Here is a 20,462-nt window from a genome sequence, read left to right as displayed (position 1 = left end):
GCCGCCGGGAGACCGGCGGCCGTTTCCGTGTGAGGTCAGCGCGTGCCGTAGTCGATGTTGTCGAGCAGGTCGGTGTTGACCAGGTCGTTCTGCGAGGCGCCCAGGCTGGAGCTCCGCGTCGCGTCCAGGTGGGCGGTGGCCAGCTTGACGGCGCGGGCCCCGTCGCCGGCCTCGATCGCGTCGACGATCTTCTCGTGGTCGCGCAGCGCCGCCCTGAGCGACTTGCGCGCCATGGGGGAGTCGGTGTCGTCGCCCGCCGGGACGTCACCCCACACCGTGGACTCGTGGGCGGTCCAGATGAGCTCCAGCGAGCCGATGATGACGATCATCGTCTCGTTGCCGCACGTCTCGACGATCTTCTCGTGGAAGCGCCGGGCCAGCAGCGGGAACTGCTCCGCGTCGTCGAACGCCGCCTGCTGCTCCGCGATGACCTTGCGGAGCTCGGGCACGGTGGTCTCGGCCCGGTCGGGGCGGGCGGCGCAGAGCGCGACACAGGTCGGCTCCAGGCTCAGCAGCGCCCCGCTCACGTCGGACATCGTGGTGCGGCGGGTCTGCAGCACCATGCTGATCGTGCGGGCGATGCGCTGCGGAGTGGGCAGGTGGACGACGGCGCCGCCGACGTTGCCGCGGCGCACCGACACCAGCCCTTCGGTCTCCAGGATGCGCATCGCCTCGCGCACGGCCGGCAGGCTGACCCGGAACTCCGTGAAGAGATGCTCCTGCCTGGGCAGGCTGTCTCCTTCGGTGAGCCGGCCCGAGAGGATGTCGTCGCGCAGCTTCGCGGCGACGATCTCGGCGAGACGCGGCTGTCGTAGCTGTCGCACGCGTGCCTCTTCTCTCCTATGGTTTCCGGGAGCGGGCGAGGCGCCGGACAGGCGCTCGCGACACCGCTGTCAATCTTACAATCTTTATGACTACAGCATAACTTCCTTGGGCGGGGCGCTTGTCCGCAACTGGCGGCGCAGCACCTTGCCCACGTCGTTGCGCGGCATGGCGTCGACGGCGACGAAGGACACCGGCACCTTGTAGGGCGCCAGGTGCTCCCGGCACCACGCGGTCAGCTGCCCTTCGTCCACCTCGCCGTCGACCGGCACGATCCACGCGCAGGGCACCTCGCCGAGCCGGCGGTCGGGCACGCCCGCGACGGCCGCGTCGCGCACCGAGGGGTGGCGCCGCAGCACCTCCTCCACCTCGTCGGGGAAGACCTTGAGGCCGCCCCGGTTGATCATGTCGCTGACCCTGCCCTCGATCCACAGGAACCCGTCGGCGTCGAGCCGGCCGACGTCGCCGGTGCGCAGGAACCCGTCGAGCATCCGGTCGGCGTCCTCGTCGCCCGCGACCGCGTACCCGCGCATGCGGTAGGGGGAGCGGACGTGGATGTGGCCCGGCTCGCCCGCCGGCAGGTCCTGGTCGTGCTCGTCGAGTATCCGGACGTCCACGTCGTCGTAGGGGCGGCCGACCGCGCCGAGCTTCTCCGTGCCGTAGGTGCGGATGTCCTCGATCGTCCAGCCGACGACCTCGCCGCCGAGCTCGGTCTGCCCGTACGAGTTGAGCACGAGCACGCCGTACCGGTCGTGGAAGCGCTGGGCGACGGCGGGGGAGAGCGGCGCGGTGATGGAGCGCACGATCTGCAGCGGCTCCAGGGTGTCGACCCCGTCCGCCTCGCTGAGCATGGTGATCATGGCGGGCGCGAGCACCGTCGAGGTCAGCTCGTGCTCGCGCACCGCCCTGGCGAACTCCTCCGGCGTGAACCGGTCGAGCAGCACCACGCCGAACCCGGCGCGGAACGAGAAGAGCGTGTTGAAGATCCCCGCCCACAGCGCCAGGGACAGGGGGATCAGGTTGGCCCGCAGCTCCGCCCGGGGCTCGCGCGGCCCCGAGCTCCGCCGGCGCAGCTTGCGCAGGCTCGCGTCCAGCGCGTCCAGCGTGCCGTCGTGGCGCAGCAGGACCGCCTTGGGCTTGCCGGTCGTCCCCGACGTGCGCAGCACCAGGGCGATGTCGTCGTCGTACGTGGTCGCGTCCGCCGGCACGGGCCTGCGGGTGCGGGCGCTCCAGGTGGTCTCGTCGAGCTCCACGACGCCGATGCCGGCGTCCCGCCCCTCAAGGTCCCCGGTGGTGCCCAGGAGCAGGCACACGGGGGTGTCGTCAATGAGCGCCGCCACCTCGTGGCCCGTCATGCGGTGGTTGACCGGCATGTAGACGGCCCCGGCCCGCCAGGCCGCGAACATCGCCACCACGCCGGAGGCGCCGGACCCGACCAGCGCCCCGACCGGATGACCCGGCCGGACCCCGGCCCTCGTCAGCTCGCCGGCCACCCGGGACACGGCGGCGCGCAGCTCTGCCAGGGTCAGGGTGCTGCTGGTCGAATGCACGACGGTGGCCTCGTCGAGCGCGGGCAGCTCGTCGAGGAGCTCCGTCAGCGATCGCCCGGCCGGCCCGGTGGCCTGCCCGTCCCCCCGTGGAACGCTCGTGCTCATCCGCGTCCTCTCCATGAAACGCAATCATTACAAAGATAGTAACATCTACACGTAGGAGTGACGGGATCAAAGAGTGCATCTTTATAATGCTTGCATGTATAGCGAGTATCCCGCTGTGGAAGGCCTGGTCACAGGGCTTTCCGAAGGCGTGCTCTCCCTGCGCCTGGCCGACCCGCGCCGGCGCAACGCGCTCAACGACCGCTCCCTGCGCGCCGTCATCGACGCCCTGGAGCTGGCCCAGAACGACGAACGGGTACGCGCCGTACTCCTGTCGGGCGAGGGTGGCGACTTCTGCAGCGGCTTCGACATCGTGGCGCGCAACGCGGGCTCCGGCGGCCGGCCCAGGCCGGGCGCGATCCAGCGGCGGCTGCCGTCGCAGGCCCACCGGCTGATCCCCCAGCTGTGCGAGCTGCAGGTGCCGGTGGTGTGCGCCGTCACGGGGTACGCGGTCGGGATCGGCTTCCAGCTCGCCCTGGCCTCGGACTTCGTGGTCGCCGACACCACGGCGACCTTCTGGCAGCCGTTCATCACCCGGGGCATGACGCCGGACAGCGGCGCCACCTGGCTGACCGCCCGCGCGGTCGGCCCGCTGCGCGCCCGCCGCCTGCTCATGCTCGGCGAGCGCCTCGACGCCGACACCGCGAGCGCGTGGGGCGTCGTGCACGAGGTCGTCGAGCCGGGCCGGGCGGACGAGGCGGCGGGCGCGCTCGCCGCCCGGCTGGCGGCCGGGCCGACGGTGGCGCTGGGCCTCACCAAGGCCCTGATCAACCAGGCCGCCGACGCCGCGCTCCGCGAGCAGCTGCCGGCCGAGGCGTTCGCGCTGGAGGTCTCCTCCCGCGCCCAGGACTTCCGCGAGGGCCTGAGCGCCTTCGTGGAGAAGCGCGAGCCGAAGTTCACCGGGAAATAGGAGGCCTTGATGGACACGGAGCGGACCGTTCCGCGCATGCTGATGGCCGGGGTCGAACGGTTCGGCGACCGGCCGGCGGTCATCGACGGCGAGACTGAGCTGACGTACCGGGAGCTGCTGGCCGCGGCGCTGGAGGTGACGCGCGGCGCCATCGCGCTCGGCGTCCGGCCGGGCGACCGGGTGGGCATCTGGGCGCCCAACACCCACCGCTGGATCGTCGCCTCGCTGGGCCTGCACTGCGCCGGCGCCACCGTGGTCCCGCTCAACACCCGCTACCGCGGCCGCGAGGCCCGGGAGATCCTCGGCCGGGTCCGGGCGAAGGCGGTCTTCCTGGACAACGGCTTCCTCGGCTACGACTACGCGGCGGCGCTGCGGGAGCGTGACGGGGACGAGCCCGCGCTCGGCGAGCTCGCCGTGGTCGACATGCTCGACGGCGGGAGCTGGGGCGACTTCCTGGCGGGCGGCGCGGCGGTGAGCCCGGAGACCGCGAGGGAGACGGCGCTGGCCGTGGACCCCGCCGACCTGAGCGAGGTCATCTTCACCTCCGGCACCACCGGCCGGGCCAAGGGCGTGACGATCCCGCACGGCACCTGCCTGGACCTGTACGCGGCGTACGGCCGGATCTGGGGGCTGCGGCCCGGCGACCGCTACCTGGTGTCGCTGCCGTTCTTCCACACCGGCGGCAACAAGGCGGGCATCATCACGAGCCTGATGAACGGGCTGACGATCGTGCCGCTCGCCGTGTTCGACCCGGTGGAGGTCATGCGGATCATCGAGTCCGCCCGGATCTCGGTGATGAACGGGCCGCCCACCATCTATTACTCGCTGCTGGAGAGCCCCGGCCGGGAGTCCTTCGACCTCGGGTCGCTGCGCGTGGCCGCCACCGGGGCGGCCGTGGTGCCGGTGGCGCTGGTCGAGCGGGCCCGCTCCGAGCTGCCGTTCGAGCACTTCATCACCGCGTACGGGATGAGCGAGTGCTTCGGCACCGCGACGATGTGCCGCGCGGGCGACTCCGCCGACGTGATCGCCCGCACCAACGGGCGCGCGCTGCCGGGCGTCGAGCTGCGGGTCGTGGACGCCGAGGGCCGCGACCTGCCGCCGGGCGAGCCGGGCGAGGTGCTGATCCGCGGCGCCAACGTCACCCCCGGCTACTGGGAGGACCCCGCCGCCACGGCGGAGGCGATCGACGCGGAGGGCTGGCTGCACTCGGGCGACGTCGGCACGCTCGACGCCGGCGGCAACCTGAAGATCACCGACCGGATCAAGGACCTCTTCTTCGTCGGTGGGTTCAACGTCTCGCCCGCCGAGGTCGAGCAGGCGCTCGCGCGCCACCCGGCGGTCTCCGAGGTGGCGGTGGTCGGCGTGCCGGACGCCCGGCTCGGCGAGGTGGCCAGGGCGTACGTGGTGCGCCGGCGCGACGCCGAGGCCACCGGCGAGGAGATCATCTCCTGGGCGCGGGAGCGGCTGGCCAACTTCAAGGTCCCCCGTACGGTCGAGTTCGTCGAGGAGCTGCCCCGCAACGCCAGCGGCAAGGTGCTGCGGCGCGACCTGCGCGTAACGCTCTGACCTTTTCACCGTCGCCCCATTGCCAAGGAGAGACCCTTGTGCCAGCCTTCTCTTACTAGGATTCAATCATAGATAAGATTGGATTGATTCAATGAAGGGCCACCGGGCGAGATGGGCGGTTCTGGCGGCCGCCCTGCTCGCGCTCCCGGCATGCGGCGCCGCCGCAGAGGAAGCCGGGACAGCGGGCGCGGACGACGCCCCCTACGTGATCATGGTGAGCGCCGGCAGCGATGCCGGGCCCGTCACCGACCAGCTCATCACCGGCGTGAACTCGGTCAAGGCCGGCGTCGCGACGGTCAACGAGTCCGGTGGCGTCAACGGGCGGCAGATCAAGCTCATCGAGTCGCCGGACAACGCCAACCCCACCAAGGCGGTGTCCGGCCTGCGCGCGCAGCTCGCCAAGGAGAAGCCCGACGCCTACATCGTGACGGCCGGCACCCAGGTCAGCTCGGCGGTCGCGCCGATCCTGAACCAGAACAAGATCCTGTTCATGAACTCGGCCAACATCGACGACACGGCCGACCCCAAGCAGCACCCGCTGGCCTTCAACCTGGCCGCCTCACCCCGCGTGGTGGTCGAGGACTACCTGCCGGTGTTCGAGTCCAACGGCTACAAGAAGATCGGCATCCTGCACGGCAACTCCCCGTACGCCAAGAACTTCGGCGAGCTGTCCGAGACCGTGTTCAAGGAGAACGGCTACGAGGTCGTGGGCAAGGTCGAGTACGACTCCGCCGCGCTCGACATGACCGCCCAGATCTCCGCGCTCCGCGACGCCGACCCCGACGTGGTCGTCTTCAACGCCTACGGCGCCCCCACCGGGTACGTGCTCAAGGGCATCACCAAGCTGGGCTGGGACGTCCCGCTGCTCGGTGAGACGTCGGTCGCCTCGACCCCGCTGGTCACCCAGGAGCCCCCCGAGGGCCTGCTGGGCTCGGCCGAGGTGAAGAATCTCAAGATCGAGGTGAACGCGGCCACGGTCTACGACCCGGCGGCGGAGGCCACGAACAAGGCCGTCGCGAAGATGAAGGAGCTCGGCGGCATCAAGGGCGCGATGGTCAACGTCCTCGGCTACGACGGCGTCCTGCTCATCGCCGCCGGGGCCAAGGACGCCGGCAGCACCGACGCCGCGGCCATCGCCAAGTCGCTGGAGAAGCCGGAGGTCAACGGCAACGCGGGCACCGCGGTCTACGCGAGCTACCCGTACTCGGCGGAGTCGCACGAGCCGAAGCTGGCGCGCGGCACCCACACGTTCGTGGACCCCGCCCCGATCGTCAACGGCCAGATGGGCGCGTCCAAGTGACGCTCGTCTACGCAGGGCTGTCGCTGGGAGCCGTGTACGCGCTCGTGGCCATCGGTTACAACATCGTCTACGTGGCCTCGCGGTCGTTCAACTTCGCGCAGGCCCAGCTGATGATGATCGGCGCCTTCGTCGCCTACGCCGGCCACGTCACGTTCGGGCTCCCGGCGCCGGCCGTCATCCTCCTGACGATGGCCGTGGTCATGCTCATCGCCGCCATCCTGGAGCGCGTCGCCGTCCGGCCCGTCGCGGACCACCAGACCCAGCTGATCACCACGCTCGGCTTCGGCACGGTCCTGACGGGCCTGGCCCAGCTCATCTGGGGCACCCAGCCGCTGGAGGTGCCGTTCATCGGCTCCAAGGAGGCGATCACGCTCGCCGGCGGCCGGGTGTACACCTTCGAGCTCGGCCTGATCGCCATGGCCGTGCTGCTCGTGGTGGGCATCCACCTCTACACCCGCAGGCGGCTCAACGGCCTCGCCGTGGTCGCGATGTCGCAGGACGCCGAGGCGGCCGTGCTGCGCGGGGTCAACGTGCGCACGCTGGCCTTCGCCGCGTTCGCCGTCACCGGGCTGCTCGCCGGGCTGATGGGCTTCTTCATCGGCCCCAAGACGTTCGCCGTCGCGACGCTCGGCTCGGCGCTGGCCCTGAAGGGCTTCGTGGCGCTGGCGATCGGCGGCTTCGGCAGCTTCTACGGCGGGCTGGCCGGCGGCTTCACCGTCGGGCTGGTGGAGGAGCACGCGGCCCGCTACCTCGGCTCGGAGTTCAGCAACCTGAGCGTCTTCGCGATCCTCCTGCTGGTGCTGATGATCCGGCCCACGGGTCTGTTCGGCAAGGTCCAGGAACGGGTGGTTTGACATCCTCCCCTGCGAAGGCAGGGGATTCCAACGCGTCTCACACGGAGAGGAGGACAGGTTGAGGTTCGCGGTGCTCCGGCCCGGCATCCCGTGGCCCTTCCCGCGCAGACACGGCATGCCCTGCCGCGTGTGCGATGTTCCTGGCCGCGTTCACATCAGCGTTGCAGGCGTATCCACACGACCGGCACCGGTAACGCGCTTGGCTCTCACGCGCTACCCGGTCCACGATCCCGCACGCCGAGCACCGCTGACTCGTGTACACGGGGCTGACCCTCACCACCCGCCCGGGCGCCTTGTCCTCCAGGCGTCGGACGAGACCGCCCCATCCGGCGGCGAGAATGCCCCGGTTCAGCCCCGCCTTGGCACGCACCTTCCGGCCCGGCACCTCGACGGTGCCACGTGCCGACCGGGTCATGGCGCGGATCCGCAGGTCTTCGACGGCGATCACGTCGAACCGCTGGGCGAGGTCAGTACTGATCTTCTCCACCCAGTCCTTGCGCCGGTCGCTCTCGCGTGCCTTCAGCCGGGCGACGGCGGCCTTGACCTTGGCATGCCGGTTCGATCCGCGCGTGGCCCTGGCGAGCTTGCGCAACAGCCGCCGCAGTCGCGCCTTCTCCGTGTCGTGCAGCCCGGGGGCGTGCAGCATCTCGCCGGTGGACAGGGCCGCCGAGACCGCGACGCCACGATCGACACCGACCACCTCACCCAGGCCCGGCGCGGGAACGGGTTCGGGGATCGCGGCGAACGCGACATGCCAGCGCCCGGCTCGGTCGCGGGTGACGCGGTACGACTTCACCCCCTCGGGGACGGCGCGGGACCAGCGGAACCGCACCCAGCCCACCTTCGGGACCCTCACCTCGCCCACGTGCCGCGACAGGCGGCGCACGTCACCCGCCTTGGCGGCGACGATCCGGAACCCCTCACCCCGCCCCTGCTTGCGCCACGCCGGACGACGGTGGCTGCCGCCGAAGAAGGTGCTCATGGCCTGCGCGAAGTCCTTGAGCGCCTGCTGCTGGACGATGACCGACCCCGCCCGCAACCACGCGGACTCCGCCCGCGCCTCGGTCAACTGACGGCACTGCTCGGCGAACCCCGGCGCGGATCTGCGTCCCGGCTTCCAGTGAGCGTGCTGCTCAACCGCGAGATTCCACACATACCGGGCGTGCCCGCAGTGCTCCAGCAGCGCCTGCTCCTGGGCGGGCGAAGGCTGGAGCCGGTAGCGGGACACGCCGATCAAACTACCGATCAGCACCGACAGAATTCCGGAGACAGAAGTGTCCGACCGTTCCGCGTTTCCTCCCCGCCCTGCGGGATGGCGCGTCCACGCTGTGAGTGCGTGGTGACGAGATGAAGGCGTGGGCAGCCCTCCGGGCGGTGCCGTCGTGGGTGTACCCGGCGCTGCTGGGCGCTCTGCTGCTGGCGCTGCCGTTCCTGGGCGCGGACTACGGGCTCACCCGGCAGGTGGAGCTGACGCTCATCATGGCGCTCATCGTCAGCGGCCTGAACCTGTCGCTCGGGTACGCGGGCCAGCTCGCCATCGGTCAGGTGGCCATGTACGCGGCCGGCGCCTACACGGCGGCGATCATTTCCAAGGCCGGGACCACCGACCTGCTGGTCCACCTGCTCGTGGCGGGGCTGGCGGCGCTGGTCGTCGGCATCCTCACCGGCATCCCCGGGCTCCGGCTGGGCTCCTGGTCGCTGGCCATGACCTCGTTCTTCCTGGTGCTGCTGGTGCCCGACGTGGTGACGATCCTGGAGGAGCACACCGGCGGCGCGCACGGCCTCTCCGGCATCCCGCCCGCGACGCTGTTCGGCTACCAGCTCGGGCCCGAGGAGTTCTACTTCTGCGTGGTCGCGGTCACGATCCTGTGGTTCGCGGCGTTCCGCAACATCGTGGCCTCCCGGCACGGGATCGCCTTCCAGGTGCTCAAGCAGAGCCCGGTGCTGGCGTCGTCGGTCGGCATGTCCGTCTTCCGCACCAAGCTGGCCGGGTACGCGATCGGCGCCGTCCCCGCCGGGCTCGCGGGCGCGCTCTTCGCCAACCTGGACCTGTTCGTCTCGCTGGACGCCTTCAGCTTCCACGTCGCGACCGGCGCGCTGGCCGCCTCCATCCTGGGCGGCTCGGTCAGCGTGTACGGGGCGCTGCTCGGCGCGGGAGTCGTGGAGTACGGCAACTCCCAGTCGAGCAGCTTCCAGGAGTACTCGCTGGTGTTCTTCGGCCTGTTCCTCCTGATCGGCGGCGTGCTGATGAGCGGCGGCGTGGCCGGCGCGGCACGCAAACTGGCCGCCCGCCTCGACCGGGCCGCCGGCGTGCTGCCCGGCGCGAAGGCCGGCACGGAGACGGAGATCGCGCCCATCACCGGCGGCACGATGGAGGTCACCGGCGTGGCCAAGGCCTTCGGTGGCAACCAGGCGCTCACGAACGCGGCGCTGCGTGCCGAACCCGGCCGGGTCACGGCCCTGATCGGCCCCAACGGCTCCGGCAAGACCACGCTGCTCAACCTCGTCTGCGGCTACTACCGCAGGGACGCGGGCACGATCACGCTGGACGGCAAGGAGATCGGCACGGCGGCGACGCACGCCATCGCCAGGCTGGGCGTGGCGCGGACGTTCCAGACCCCGCTGATCCCGCCCGGCATCACCGTCAGGGACGTCGTGGCCTCCGGCCGCTACACCGCCGAGCCCGCCTCGTTCGGCGGCGCGATCCTGCGCACCCGGCGCTTCCGCCGGGTCCAGCGGCGCGACCGTGAGCAGGCCGGCCAGGCCCTCGCGCTCGTCGGGCTGGACCACCTGGCCGACACCGAGGCGGCCACGCTGCCGCTCGGCATGCGCAGGCTGCTGGAGGTCGCGCGGGCGCTGGTCGCCGAGCCCAAGGTGCTGCTGCTCGACGAGGTGGCCTCCGGGCTGGACGAGGCCGAGGTGGAGACCCTGGCCGCGCTCATCCGCCGGATCCGCGACGCGGGCTGCACGGTCATCCTGGTCGAGCACAACTTCGGCCTGGTGCTGTCGCTGGCCGACGAGATCGTGGTGCTGGCCCGCGGCTCCGTGCTCGCCTCCGGCACCCCGGCCGAGATCGAGGCCGACCCGCGGGTGCGCGACGAGTACCTCGGCGTGACCGACGACTCGGTCACCACCGGCAAGGAGGGACACGCATGAGCGACGCCCTGCTGACCGTGGCCGGCCTCGCCACCGGCTACGGCGACCTGCGCGCGGTCTGGGACGTTTCGTTCGAGGCCAGGCCCGGCCAGGTCACCGCGCTGCTCGGCCGCAACGGCTCGGGCAAGACCACCACGCTGCGCGCCGTCGCCGGGCTCAACCCGGTGCACGGCGGCGAGCTGGTCTACGACGGCCGCCCGCTGGCCTCCGTTCCGGCGCACGCCCGGGTCAAGCTCGGGATCAGCTACGTCCAGGAGGGCAAGCGGGTCTTCCGGGAGCAGTCCGTACAGGAGAACCTGCTCCTCGGCGGCTACAGCCTCGGCCTGCGCCGCAGGGCGCTGGAAGGCGAGCTGGACCGGATCCACGAGCTGTTCCCGATCCTGCGCGAGAAGCGCGACTCCCCGGCGGGCGCGCTGTCCGGCGGCCAGCAGCAGATGGTCGCCATCGGGCAGGCCCTGATGGCCAGGCCGCGCCTGCTCATGCTCGACGAGCCGTCCGGCGGCCTGGCGCCGTCGGTGGTGGCCGAGGTGATGGCCAGGGTGTCGGAGCTGAAGGTGTCGGGGCTGGCGATCGTGCTGGTGGAGCAGGCGGTCGAGGCCGCGGTCGAGGTCGCCGACCACGTGACGGTGATCGACGTCGGCAAGGTCGTGGTGAGCTCCCCGGTGGCCGAGATCGACGACCTGGAGCGGATCAAGGACGCCTGCATGGGCAGGTGACGTGAGAAAGGAAGACGACACATGGACAGCGGGGACTTCGCCGCCGTTCTGAGCACCGTACGGGAGTTCGTACGCGAGGTCGTGGTGCCCGCGGAGGACGTGATCGAGGAGACCGACGAGATCCCCGAGCGGATCCGCGGCGCCGCCGCCGGGATGGGCCTGTTCGGCTACACCGTCCCCGAGGAGTACGGCGGGCTCGGCTGCGACGCCGAGCAGGACGCCCGCCTGGCCATGGAGCTGGGTTACACCACCCCGTCGTTCCGCTCGATGTTCGGCACCAACAACGGCATCGCCGGGCAGGTGCTGGTCAACTTCGGCACCGAGCGGCAGAAGGCGGAGTTCCTGCCCCGGATGGCGGCGGGGGAGTGCGTGGCCTCGTTCGCGCTGACGGAGCCGGAGGCCGGGTCCGACCCGAGCGGCCTGCGCACCCGCGCCGTGCGCGACGGCGACGACTACGTCATCGACGGCCACAAGCGCTTCATCACCAACGCCGACCGGTCGGACGTCCTCATGGTGTTCGCCCGTACCGGGGAGGCCGGCCCGAAGGGCATCTCGGTCTTCGCCGTGGACACGCGCACGCCGGGCGTGACCGTGGGCCCCAGGGACAAGAAGATGGGGCAGCGCGGCTCCCACACCAGCGAGATCCACTTCGACGGTGTCCGGGTGCCCGCCTCGCGGCTGATCGGCGAGGTGGAGAACGAAGGGTTCGCCGCCGCCATGCGCTCGCTGGCCAAGGGCCGGCTGCACATCGCGGCCTGCTGCGTCGGCCTGGCGCAGCGGCTGGTCGACGAGAGCGTGCGGTACGCCGCGTCGGCGAAGCAGGGCGGCACCGTGATCGGCACGTTCCAGCAGGTGCAGGCGATGATCGCGGACTCGCAGACCGAGCTGATGGCCGGCCGCGCGCTCGTGCTCTCCGCCGCCCGCGCCTACGACGACGGCACCGACCGGCGGATCGGGCCGTCCAGCGCGAAGCTGTTCTGCAGCGAGATGGCCGGCCGGGTCGCCGACCGCGCCGTGCAGATCCACGGCGGCAGCGGCTACATGCACGGAGTGCCGGTCGAGCGCCTCTACCGCGACGCCCGGCTCTACCGCATCTACGAAGGGACCAGCGAGGTGCAGAAGTTGATCATCGCCAGGAATCTGATGCGTGAGGTGGCCACCCGATGACCGGCTCCCGTGACGCCGTGATCTGCGAGCCGGTGCGGACCCCGATCGGCCGCTACGGCGGCTCGCTCAAGGCGCTCCCCGCCCCCGAGCTGGGCGCCCAGGCGCTGCGCGGGCTGCTCGCCCGCACCGGGCTCCAGCCCGAGGCGATCGACGACGTCGTGCTCGGCCACTGCTACCCGACGAGCGAGGCCCCGGCCATCGGCCGCGTCGTCGCGCTGGACGCGGGGCTGCCCGTCACCGTGCCGGGGCTCACCGTCGACCGGCGCTGCGGCTCCGGCCTGCAGGCGATCCTGTACGCGGCCAGGGAGGTCGTGACAGGAAACGCCGACGTGGTCGTCGCCGGCGGCGTCGAGAGCATGAGCAACGCCGCCCACTTCTCCTTCGACCTCCGGTGGGGCGCCCGGCAGGGCGGGGTCCAGCTGCACGACAGCCTGGAGCGCGGCCGGGTCACCGCGGGCGGCCGCCACCACCCGGTGCCCGGCGGGATGCTGGAGACGGCGGAGAACCTGCGCCGCGAGTACGCCATCCCCCGCGAGGAGCAGGACGAGCTCGCGCTGCTGTCGCACCGGCGGGCCGTCGAGGCGCAGCGCGACGGCAGGAGCGCCGAGGAGATCATCCCGGTCACGGTCCCCGTCAAGGGTGGCGAGACGACCGTGGACCGCGACGAGCACCCGCGCGCCGACACCACCCTGGAGTCGCTGGCCCGGCTGCGCCCCATCCGCGCCGCCGCCGACCCCGAGTCGACGGTCACCGCGGGCAACGCCAGCGGCCAGAACGACGCCGCCGCGCTCTGCGTCGTCACCACCCTCGACCGGGCCGCGGCGCTCGGCCTGCGCCCGCTGGTGCGGCTCGTGTCGTCGGGGATCGGCGCGGTCGAGCCGCACCGGATGGGCATCGGGCCGGTCCCGGCCACCCGCGTCGCGCTGGACCGGGCCGGGCTGCGGCTGGCCGACATGGACCTCATCGAGCTCAACGAGGCGTTCGCGGCCCAGGCCCTCGCGGTCATGCGCGAGTGGCGGTTCGGCGAGAAGGACCTGGAGCGTACGAACCCGCGCGGCTCCGGCATCTCGCTCGGCCATCCGGTCGGCGCCACCGGCACCCGCATGGTCGGCGCCCTCGCCCGCGAACTGCACCGCCGCGAGCAACGCTACGGCCTGGCCACTCTCTGCATCGGCGGCGGCCAGGGCATCGCCGCCGTCTTCGAGCGGATCACCTGACGATCACGAGCCGGATGCCAGGAGTGCCTTCAGGCGCTCCTGGCTCACCTTCAATGAGGGCGTACGAGGGAGCGCGTCCAGCGGGACGAAGCGGACCGGCACCTGGTAAGGCGTCAGCCGGGCGCGCGCCCAGGTCTCCAGCTCGGCCGGGTCGAAGGCGGCGCCGTCGGCCAGCTCGACGGCCGCGACCGGAACCTCGCCGAGCCGCTGGTCGGGCAGGCCGACCACGGCGGCGTCGCGTACCGAGGGATGCTCCTTGAGCACCTCGGCCACCGCGCCCGCCGACACCTTGAAACCGCCCCGGATGATCACGTCATCGGTCCGGCCGACGACCCACAGGAAGCCGTCCTCGTCGACCCGCGCCAGGTCGGTGGTCTCCTGCCAGCGGTCGGGGTCCGGCGACTGCGGCGTGCGCACGTCCAGCCGGCCGACCTCGCCCGTGGGCACCGGCTCGCCCGTCTCCGGGTCGCGCACCCGTACGCCCACCCCCGGATGCACCCGGCCCACGCTGCCCCACTTGGCGTCGCGGTGGCGCTCCCAGTCCTTCATCGTCCAGCCCGCGATGCCGCCGGCGAACTCGGTCGCCCCGTACGTGACCAGCACCGCGACGTCGTAGACATCCTCGAACCGGCGCGCGACCTCCGGCCTGAGCGGCGCGGTGCCGCACACCACCGCGCGGACCCCGGCGAACACCGCCGGATCGACCCCGGCGTCCAGGACCATCCGCAGCGAGGTCGGCGTGAGCGCCAGCACCCGCGCGTCGTACGAGGTCACCAGCCGCACCAGGCCGTCCACCGTGAACCGCTCCAGCATCGCCACGCTCCGCCCCTCCAACAGGTTGAGCAGCAGCCGGAACAGCCCGCTGGTGTGGAGGATGGGCGCGACCACGATCGCCACCCCGGAGCGCAGCCGCGCCCGCCACGGCCGTCCCGACTCGTAGTGCGCGGCCCCGGCGAAGCTGGCCTCCAGGTTGCGGAAGCCGACCGGGACGCGCTTGGGCGGGCCGGTGGTGCCGCTCGTCAGCATGCTCACCGCGACCCCGGGCAGCGCCCGCGCCGCGATCTCCCCGGCGTCCAGCGCGCACCCGGTGACCACCGTGACCGTGCCAGGCTCGTACGCGGGCACGGACAGCCCGAGCACCCCGGCCGACCGGGCGGCCGTCACCAGGCTCTCCGACTCCCAGTCGGCCGCGTCGGCGACCACCGCCACCAGATCCAGGTCACCGACGTCCTTCGCCAGCGCGTCCGCCGGCTGCACGGGGCTGAGCGAGACGACGCAGTAACGCCCGGCCAGCGACCCGAGCACCGCCCCGACGACGCCGGGCCGGTTGCGCATCACCACGCCCACCCGCACGCCCTCCGGCGCCCCGACCGCCCGCAGCCGCTCGTCCAGCGCGCGGGCGCCCGCGGCCAGGTCGCCCCACGCGCACCACCGGCCGTCCAGCTCCAGCGCCCGCGCGTCCGGGTCCACGCCGAGGACCGCTTCCAGCCGCTCCGGCAGACCTGTCATGTCATCACACTTCCTGGTCGGTCCTGGCGGGCGTCGTCGAGAGGCCCCAGCCCGCGAACACCCCGTCCAGCGCGGCGACGAAGGACAGCGGCTGGTCGAGCATGACGTGGTGGCCGCAGTCGGCGATCTCGACGACCGGCAGCGAGACGCCCAGCCGCCGGTGCATGGCGGCGGTCATCTCCGGCGGCGGCAGCCCGTCACCGGCCCTCATGAGCGCGACCGGGCAGTCCGGCGGGAACAGCTCTTCCATGGTGAGCCTGGGCTGGCCGAACAGGAGCGGGTCGAACTTCCACGTCCAGCCGCCCTCGACGGCCCTGACGGAGGTCTCGGCGAGATGGTCGACGACGAACCGGTGCGCCCGCCCCACCTCCGGGATCGGATGGAAGCGCGCCACCGCCTCCTCCCTGGTCGGGTAGAGGCGCGGCCGCCGCAGCGCCTCCTGCCGCCGCGCCACGTGCGCCGGGGTGTCGGCCTCCTCGCGCAGGACCGAGTCCACGCTGACCACGCCGCCGAGTTCGGGCCCGTACGAGAGAGCCGCGCGGAGGCAGACCAGCCCGCCCATGCTGTGCCCGACGAGCACCGGGGGGCCCGTGATCCCGGCGTCGGCCGCGACCGCCAGCACCTGCTCGGCCCAGGTGTCGTGGCCGTAGCGCGGGGCGTGGCCGCTGTCGCCGTGACCGGACAGGTCGAGGGCGACGGTCCGGTGGCCGCCGGCGTACAGCGGCGCGATGTGGTCCCACCACCTGCTGTGGGCCGCGCCGCCGTGCACGAACACGATGCCGGGGCGTCCCGCCGCGCCCCAGGCCCGGTAGCGGATGGGCACGCCGGCGACGGTCACCTCGCCGGTGTCGACCGGATGGGCGAGCGCGTCGCGGAACCAGGAGGGGATCATGGGCTCAGTATCCGCGCGCCAGGTCGACCGGGTTGACCACCGGTTCACCCCGCTCGACCCGTTCCAGGTTGCGGGCGAACAGCTCGACCACCTGCCTGCCGTAGCCGGGGGAGCTCCACGAGACGTGCGGGGTGAGAATGGCGCCGGGCGCGTCCCACAGCGGGCTGACGGGCGGCAGCGGCTCCTTCTCGAACACGTCGAGCGCCGCGCCGCCGATCGAGCCCGCGCGCAGCCGGCCGGCCAGCTCGCGCTCGTCCACCACCTCGCCGCGCGACACGTTGACGATCAGGCACGACGGCCGGCACCGGTCCAGGACCTTCCCGTCCAGCAGGTGGCGGGTCAGCGGGGTCGCCGGGACGGCCAGGACGATGGCGTCGGCCCGCCCGGCCAGCTCGGCGAAGCGCCCGGCGGGATGCGTCTCGTCGAACTCCGGCACCGGGTCCGGGCCGTTGCGCACCCCGATCACGTCCATGCCCAGCGCCTTGGCGCGGCGGGCCACCTCGCGCCCCACCGGCCCCGCCCCCGCCACCAGGAGGGTCCCCCCGGACAGGACGACGGGATGATGCGGCTCCCACGCCCGCGACCGCTGGCTGGCCAGCACCTCGGGCAGCCGCTTGGCCAGCGCGAGGAGCATGGCCACGGCGAACTCGGCCATCGCCGGCGCGGACAGCCCCTTGGCGGCGGCCACCCGCACGTCAGGCGACAGCCCGGCCGCCGGGAGGATGCTGTCGGCCCCCGAGCCCACGAGGTGGATCAGCCGCAGCCGGCGGGCCACGGACCAGTCGGGCACCCGCATCCCCAGCCCCAGCACGGCTTCCACCCGGTCGAGCTCGGCGAGGAAGCTCTCCGGCGTGCGGCAGGCCACCACCTCACGGTCCCCGAGCACGGCTCCCGCCCGGGACACGGCGTCCACGGCGAACCTGCCGTAGCAGTGCACCGTGCCGATCCTGCCCGCCCGCATACCACTCCTAACGTCGAATCATTACTATAATAAAAGAAAAGACCCGGCCCTTGGAAGAGGGCCGGGCCGTGCGGGTGGTCACTTGCGGTTGTAGAGCCTCATGGTCAGCGCGCCGAAGACGGCGACGAAGAGCGCGGAGGCCACCAGCACCCCGGTGACGGCGCCGGTGTCGGGGGCTCCGCCCATCAGGGAGCGGACCGCCGAGACCAGCAGGGTGATCGGGTTGACGTTCACGAAGGACTGCAGCCAGCCCGGCATCGTCGACGGGTCCACGTACACGTTGCTGAGGAACGTGAGCGGGAACAGCACCAGCATGCTGACCCCCATCACCGACTTCTCGCTGCGCAGCAGCAGCCCGAACATCGTCCACACCCACGAGAACGCGAACGAGAAGACCAGCAGCAGCGCGATCCCGGCGATCACCCCCACGAAACCGCCCTCCGGACGGAAGCCCATGACCAGGCCGACGCAGAGGATGACCACCGAGGCCATGATGTAGCGCAGCATGTCGCCCAGCAGGTAGCCGACCATGGTCGACGGCCGCCAGATCGGCAGGGTGCGGAACCTGTCGAAGACGCCCTTCTCGATGTCCTTGTTCACCTCGACACCGGTGTACATGGTGATCATCACGACGCTCGTCACCATGATGCCCGGCAGCAGGAACTGCAGATACTCGGTCGGCGAGCCGGCCAGCGCCCCGCCGAACAGGTACGTGAACATCAGCGTCATCATGATCGGGAACGCGGTCACGTCGAAGAGCTGCTCGGGCACGTGCTTGATCTTCAGCATCGCCCGCCAGCCGAACGTGACCGACGCCGACAGCGCGCTCGGCCGGGGCGGCCTGGTCGCCGGCGCCAGGACCGAGGAGAGCATGCCGGGGGTGGGAACGTAAGCGGTGGTCTCCGCGGTGGTGGTCATGCCGCTGCCTCCTCGGTGGCGGGGTGGTCGGTGAGTGCCAGGAAGACCTCGTCCAGACTGGGCTGGCCGAGGGAGAAGTCGTCCACGACGATGCCCGCCCCGGCGAGCCGGGCCAGGGCGGCCGAGGCCTGCGCCGCGGCGACCTCGTCCCGGCCGTCGCCGATGCGCGCGGTCAGCGCGACCGGGTCGGCCTCCAGGTGGACGGGCGCGTCCAGGGCCTCGGCGAGCAGCCGCTCGGCCTCCGGGCGGTCGGCGGCCTCGCGCAGCCGCACGTGCACGGAGCCCGCGCCGACGGACGACTTCAGCTCGCCCGGGGTGCCTTCCGCGATCAACCGGCCGTGGTCGATGACCGCGATCCTGGACGCGAGCCGGTCGGCCTCCTCCAGATACTGGGTGGTGAGCAGCACCGTGGTGCCGTGCGCGACGACGACGCGCACGATGTCCCACACCTGGTTGCGGCTGCGCGGGTCGAGCCCGGTGGTGGGCTCGTCGAGGACGAGCAGGTCCGGCGTGCTGAGGATGCTGGCGGCGATGTCGAGCCGCCGCCGCATGCCGCCGGAGTACGTCTTGACCTGCCGCCCGGCGGCGTCCGTCAGCCCGAACGCCTCCAGCAGCTCGGCCGCCCTGTCCCTGGCCGCAGGCTTGCGGTGGCCGAGCAGCCGGGACAGCAGGATGAGGTTCTCCGCCCCGGTCATCTCCTCGTCGACCGACGCGTACTGTCCGGTCAGGCTGACGCGGGAACGGACCGCGTCGGCCTCGCGCACCACGTCGTGCCCGAACACGGTGGCCTCGCCGCCGTCGGGCCGCAGCAGCGTGGCGATCATGCGTACGGCGGTGGTCTTGCCGGCCCCGTTGGGTCCGAGGACCCCGTACACGGCGCCGGCCGGCACCTCCAGGTCGAGTCCGTCCACGGCGCGGGTCTCGCCGAAGACCTTCACCAGTTTCGATAGCCGAATCGCCGGCTCGTTCATGGGCTTCCTCTCAAGAGACGTACGGATGGGCGAGGCGCGCGTCCCGCAGCGCGCGGCCCCACCAGGTCAGCTGGTCGAGCATGGTGGCGACGGCGCGGAGCCTGCCGTCGGTGTCGCGGGGGCACCCGTCGCCGTCGGCGTCGGCGAGCAGGTCGAGCCCGACCCAGTCGCGGACGGTGACGGCGTGCAGGGCGCCGAAGACGGTGCGGAGCTGCTCGACGGCGTAGAAACCGGTCGAGCCGCAGCCGTAGGAGACGAAGCCCACCGGCTTGGCGTGCCACTCGTCGTAGGCGTAGTCGATCGCCTGCTTGAGCGGGGCGGGGAAGCTGCGGTGGTACTCCGGGGTGACGACCACGAACGCGTCCGCGCTCCCCACCGCCGCGGTGAACTCCCGCATGGCGGGGGTCGCCGTCCCCGGATAGCTGCCGGGGAACGCGTACCCGGCCAGGTCGAGCACCTCGACCGCGACATCGGCGCGCCCGCGGGCCAGCCTGGCGAACCACCGGCCGACCGTGTCGCAGGCGCGGCCGTCCCGGGTGCTGCCCAGGATCACCGAGACGCCCAGCATCGCCTTCTCCTCTCTCGCCGCCGTCACCTGTGAGGCGCGAGAAACCCGCTAGATCGGATCTAGCGGGCAGGGAACTCGTCCGGGATTGCCGGACAGTACGGCGTATGGATGTGATGCGGACCCGCATACGGGACGGCGATCAACGAGCGTTCGAGGAGCTTTTCGACCAGTACGCCAGAAGCGTCTACAACCACGCCTGGCGGCTGACCGGCGACTGGTCGGTGGCCGAGGACGTGGTGTCGCTGACCTTCCTGGAGGCGTGGCGGTCACGGGAGCGGCTCACACCGGACGGGGGCTCACTGCGGCCCTGGCTGCTCGGGGTGGCCACCCACGTGACGCGCAACCTGCGGCGAACCAGGCGGCGCCACGAGGACGTCATGGCCAGGATGCCCCGTGCCGACGCCGTCCCCGATTTCGCCGACGAGCTGGTCGGTCAGCTCGCCGACCAGGAGCGGCTGGCCGAGGTGCGCGAGGCGATCGGCCGAATGCGCCAGCACGAGCAGGACGTGCTGCTGCTGTGCGTGGGGGCCGGGCTCGACTACGCCGAGGCGGCCGAGGCGCTGGGCATCCCGATCGGCACTGTCAGATCCCGGTTGTCCCGGGCCAGGAAAAAGCTGGAACTGGCCCTGTCCCGACGACAGATGAATGGTGACCGCGGCACCGCGGTCCGGCCCGTCAAGGAGAGCACCCGATGAACATCTTCCCGCAGGAACGGGACCTTCCCGAGGGCCGTCACCAACTGCTCAAGGAGTTCGTGATGACCTCTCTTCAGGACCAGCCCAAGGCACGTCGCAAGCTGCCGCGCGCCGGCGTGCTGGCCCCCGCGCTGGGTCTCGCCGCCGCGGCCGCAGTGGCGCTCCCGCTGCTGTTCGGCAGTGCCCCCGCGTACGCGGTGGCCGAGAACCCCGACGGCACCGTGACCATCACCATCAACGAGGCCAAGGACCCCGAGGCCCTGGAGGCCGAGCTGAGGGGGATGGGCCACGACTTCGTCGTCGACTACCTGCCCGCCGGCAAGAAGTGCGCCACCCGTCCGCGCGGCGAGAACTGGCTGTCGAAGGAGGAGGCCCCGCTCGCCGTCTTCCCGCCCACCATCGAGACGACCGGCTTCCAGATCGACCCGTCACAGATCAAGCCCGGCCAGACCGGCGTGCTGGAGTTCGCGGTGAACGACAACCCGGAGGCAGGCGACGTCGTGGCGGCGATCTGGGCGCGGGTCTCCGACGGTCCCGTGGCGCCGTGCGACCTGGTCGACGGCGACGCACCGCTCGGCGACTCCTGAC

The 20,462-nt window shown here is 72.1% G+C and carries 19 protein-coding genes; 10 read left to right on the top strand and 9 right to left on the bottom strand.

Going from position 1 to position 20,462, the window contains the following annotated elements:
* Window positions 1–35: 35 nt before the first annotated feature.
* The gene (locus tag ACIBF7_RS01400) at window positions 36–824 is read right to left on the bottom strand and encodes a FadR/GntR family transcriptional regulator (RefSeq protein ID WP_148035408.1); all 789 of its coding nucleotides are present in this window, start codon (window positions 822–824) and stop codon (window positions 36–38) included.
* 90 nt (window positions 825–914) lie between these two features.
* The gene (locus ACIBF7_RS01395) at window positions 915–2,477 is read right to left on the bottom strand and encodes a class I adenylate-forming enzyme family protein (RefSeq protein ID WP_271277338.1); all 1,563 of its coding nucleotides are present in this window, start codon (window positions 2,475–2,477) and stop codon (window positions 915–917) included.
* Between the two features lie 94 nt (window positions 2,478–2,571).
* Between ACIBF7_RS01395 and ACIBF7_RS01390 the strand changes: the two genes are divergently transcribed.
* From ACIBF7_RS01390 to ACIBF7_RS01375, 4 genes are all read left to right on the top strand, one after another.
* The gene (locus tag ACIBF7_RS01390) at window positions 2,572–3,384 is read left to right on the top strand and encodes an enoyl-CoA hydratase-related protein (RefSeq protein WP_148035406.1); all 813 of its coding nucleotides are present in this window, start codon (window positions 2,572–2,574) and stop codon (window positions 3,382–3,384) included.
* 9 nt (window positions 3,385–3,393) lie between these two features.
* On the top strand, window positions 3,394–4,950 hold the full coding sequence (locus ACIBF7_RS01385; RefSeq protein ID WP_397196097.1) for a FadD3 family acyl-CoA ligase: 1,557 nt from the start codon (window positions 3,394–3,396) through the stop codon (window positions 4,948–4,950).
* Window positions 4,951–5,041: 91 nt separating this feature from the next.
* Window positions 5,042–6,250 (top strand): ABC transporter substrate-binding protein, encoded by a 1,209-nt coding sequence (locus ACIBF7_RS01380; protein ID WP_271277341.1) that lies wholly within the window; start codon window positions 5,042–5,044, stop codon window positions 6,248–6,250.
* Complete coding sequence (locus tag ACIBF7_RS01375; protein WP_397196096.1) at window positions 6,247–7,104, top strand: branched-chain amino acid ABC transporter permease; 858 nt, start codon at window positions 6,247–6,249, stop codon at window positions 7,102–7,104. The genes ACIBF7_RS01380 and ACIBF7_RS01375 overlap by 4 nt, the downstream gene beginning before the upstream one ends.
* Window positions 7,105–7,141: 37 nt before the next feature.
* Here ACIBF7_RS01375 and ACIBF7_RS01370 read toward each other — a convergent pair whose 3' ends face one another.
* Window positions 7,142–8,356, bottom strand: a complete 1,215-nt coding sequence (locus ACIBF7_RS01370) for an RNA-guided endonuclease InsQ/TnpB family protein (protein ID WP_397196095.1) — start codon at window positions 8,354–8,356, stop codon at window positions 7,142–7,144.
* 95 nt (window positions 8,357–8,451) lie between these two features.
* On the opposite strand from ACIBF7_RS01370, the gene ACIBF7_RS01365 reads away from it, so the two are divergent.
* The 4 genes from ACIBF7_RS01365 to ACIBF7_RS01350 are packed head-to-tail and all read left to right on the top strand — an operon-like array spanning window position 8,452 to window position 13,360.
* A complete protein-coding gene (locus ACIBF7_RS01365; protein ID WP_397196094.1) occupies window positions 8,452–10,260 on the top strand; it encodes an ATP-binding cassette domain-containing protein in 1,809 nt (602 codons plus the stop codon).
* Window positions 10,257–10,976 carry an ABC transporter ATP-binding protein gene (locus ACIBF7_RS01360; protein ID WP_397196093.1) on the top strand — a complete coding sequence of 240 codons (720 nt, stop codon included), beginning with the start codon at window positions 10,257–10,259 and terminating at the stop codon, window positions 10,974–10,976. Before ACIBF7_RS01365 ends, ACIBF7_RS01360 begins: the two co-directional genes overlap by 4 nt.
* 21 nt (window positions 10,977–10,997) lie before the next feature.
* Entirely contained in the window at window positions 10,998–12,143 is a 1,146-nt protein-coding gene (locus tag ACIBF7_RS01355; protein WP_148035400.1) for an acyl-CoA dehydrogenase family protein, read from the top strand.
* Window positions 12,140–13,360 (top strand): acetyl-CoA C-acetyltransferase, encoded by a 1,221-nt coding sequence (locus ACIBF7_RS01350; RefSeq protein WP_397196092.1) that lies wholly within the window; start codon window positions 12,140–12,142, stop codon window positions 13,358–13,360. The genes ACIBF7_RS01355 and ACIBF7_RS01350 overlap by 4 nt, the downstream gene beginning before the upstream one ends.
* A gap of 3 nt (window positions 13,361–13,363) precedes the next feature.
* On the opposite strand, the gene ACIBF7_RS01345 is transcribed toward ACIBF7_RS01350, so the two are convergent.
* The 6 genes from ACIBF7_RS01345 to ACIBF7_RS01320 form a co-directional block, all read right to left on the bottom strand.
* The gene (locus ACIBF7_RS01345) at window positions 13,364–14,869 is read right to left on the bottom strand and encodes a class I adenylate-forming enzyme family protein (RefSeq protein WP_397196091.1); all 1,506 of its coding nucleotides are present in this window, start codon (window positions 14,867–14,869) and stop codon (window positions 13,364–13,366) included.
* 4 nt (window positions 14,870–14,873) lie between these two features.
* Complete coding sequence (locus tag ACIBF7_RS01340) at window positions 14,874–15,761, bottom strand: alpha/beta fold hydrolase (protein WP_397196090.1); 888 nt, start codon at window positions 15,759–15,761, stop codon at window positions 14,874–14,876.
* A gap of 4 nt (window positions 15,762–15,765) precedes the next feature.
* Entirely contained in the window at window positions 15,766–16,722 is a 957-nt protein-coding gene (locus tag ACIBF7_RS01335; protein WP_271277348.1) for a D-2-hydroxyacid dehydrogenase, read from the bottom strand.
* Window positions 16,723–16,800: 78 nt separating this feature from the next.
* Window positions 16,801–17,640 carry an ABC transporter permease gene (locus tag ACIBF7_RS01330; protein ID WP_219542931.1) on the bottom strand — a complete coding sequence of 280 codons (840 nt, stop codon included), beginning with the start codon at window positions 17,638–17,640 and terminating at the stop codon, window positions 16,801–16,803.
* Window positions 17,637–18,611 (bottom strand): ATP-binding cassette domain-containing protein, encoded by a 975-nt coding sequence (locus ACIBF7_RS01325; protein WP_148035394.1) that lies wholly within the window; start codon window positions 18,609–18,611, stop codon window positions 17,637–17,639. Before ACIBF7_RS01325 ends, ACIBF7_RS01330 begins: the two co-directional genes overlap by 4 nt.
* A 10-nt stretch (window positions 18,612–18,621) precedes the next feature.
* On the bottom strand, window positions 18,622–19,179 hold the full coding sequence (locus ACIBF7_RS01320) for an NADPH-dependent FMN reductase (protein ID WP_271277349.1): 558 nt from the start codon (window positions 19,177–19,179) through the stop codon (window positions 18,622–18,624).
* Between the two features lie 104 nt (window positions 19,180–19,283).
* On the opposite strand from ACIBF7_RS01320, the gene ACIBF7_RS01315 reads away from it, so the two are divergent.
* Together ACIBF7_RS01315 and ACIBF7_RS01310 are read left to right on the top strand one after the other, a co-directional pair.
* Complete coding sequence (locus tag ACIBF7_RS01315; RefSeq protein WP_271277350.1) at window positions 19,284–19,874, top strand: RNA polymerase sigma factor; 591 nt, start codon at window positions 19,284–19,286, stop codon at window positions 19,872–19,874.
* On the top strand, window positions 19,871–20,461 hold the full coding sequence (locus tag ACIBF7_RS01310) for a hypothetical protein (protein ID WP_397196089.1): 591 nt from the start codon (window positions 19,871–19,873) through the stop codon (window positions 20,459–20,461). The genes ACIBF7_RS01315 and ACIBF7_RS01310 overlap by 4 nt, the downstream gene beginning before the upstream one ends.
* Window position 20,462 lies beyond the last annotated feature (1 nt).

The organism is Nonomuraea sp. NPDC050478 (assembly GCF_044458265.1).
GTDB classification, from domain to species: Bacteria; Actinomycetota; Actinomycetes; order Streptosporangiales; family Streptosporangiaceae; genus Nonomuraea; species Nonomuraea ferruginea.
This window is presented reverse-complemented; position numbering and strand designations above follow the sequence as displayed.

What these genes read in the sequence shown, in the direction of transcription:
- ACIBF7_RS01395 (WP_271277338.1), bottom strand. Translation starts at nt 2,477, where the DNA reads ATGAGCACGAGCGTTCCACGGGGGGACGGGCAGGCCACCGGGCCGGCC.
- ACIBF7_RS01390 (WP_148035406.1), top strand. Translation starts at nt 2,572, where the DNA reads ATGTATAGCGAGTATCCCGCTGTGGAAGGCCTGGTCACAGGGCTTTCC.
- ACIBF7_RS01385 (WP_397196097.1), top strand. Translation starts at nt 3,394, where the DNA reads ATGGACACGGAGCGGACCGTTCCGCGCATGCTGATGGCCGGGGTCGAA.
- ACIBF7_RS01380 (WP_271277341.1), top strand. Translation starts at nt 5,042, where the DNA reads ATGAAGGGCCACCGGGCGAGATGGGCGGTTCTGGCGGCCGCCCTGCTC.
- ACIBF7_RS01365 (WP_397196094.1), top strand. Translation starts at nt 8,452, where the DNA reads ATGAAGGCGTGGGCAGCCCTCCGGGCGGTGCCGTCGTGGGTGTACCCG.
- ACIBF7_RS01360 (WP_397196093.1), top strand. Translation starts at nt 10,257, where the DNA reads ATGAGCGACGCCCTGCTGACCGTGGCCGGCCTCGCCACCGGCTACGGC.
- ACIBF7_RS01355 (WP_148035400.1), top strand. Translation starts at nt 10,998, where the DNA reads ATGGACAGCGGGGACTTCGCCGCCGTTCTGAGCACCGTACGGGAGTTC.
- ACIBF7_RS01350 (WP_397196092.1), top strand. Translation starts at nt 12,140, where the DNA reads ATGACCGGCTCCCGTGACGCCGTGATCTGCGAGCCGGTGCGGACCCCG.
- ACIBF7_RS01345 (WP_397196091.1), bottom strand. Translation starts at nt 14,869, where the DNA reads ATGACAGGTCTGCCGGAGCGGCTGGAAGCGGTCCTCGGCGTGGACCCG.
- ACIBF7_RS01340 (WP_397196090.1), bottom strand. Translation starts at nt 15,761, where the DNA reads ATGATCCCCTCCTGGTTCCGCGACGCGCTCGCCCATCCGGTCGACACC.
- ACIBF7_RS01335 (WP_271277348.1), bottom strand. Translation starts at nt 16,722, where the DNA reads ATGCGGGCGGGCAGGATCGGCACGGTGCACTGCTACGGCAGGTTCGCC.
- ACIBF7_RS01330 (WP_219542931.1), bottom strand. Translation starts at nt 17,640, where the DNA reads ATGACCACCACCGCGGAGACCACCGCTTACGTTCCCACCCCCGGCATG.
- ACIBF7_RS01325 (WP_148035394.1), bottom strand. Translation starts at nt 18,611, where the DNA reads ATGAACGAGCCGGCGATTCGGCTATCGAAACTGGTGAAGGTCTTCGGC.
- ACIBF7_RS01320 (WP_271277349.1), bottom strand. Translation starts at nt 19,179, where the DNA reads ATGCTGGGCGTCTCGGTGATCCTGGGCAGCACCCGGGACGGCCGCGCC.
- ACIBF7_RS01315 (WP_271277350.1), top strand. Translation starts at nt 19,284, where the DNA reads ATGGATGTGATGCGGACCCGCATACGGGACGGCGATCAACGAGCGTTC.
- ACIBF7_RS01310 (WP_397196089.1), top strand. Translation starts at nt 19,871, where the DNA reads ATGAACATCTTCCCGCAGGAACGGGACCTTCCCGAGGGCCGTCACCAA.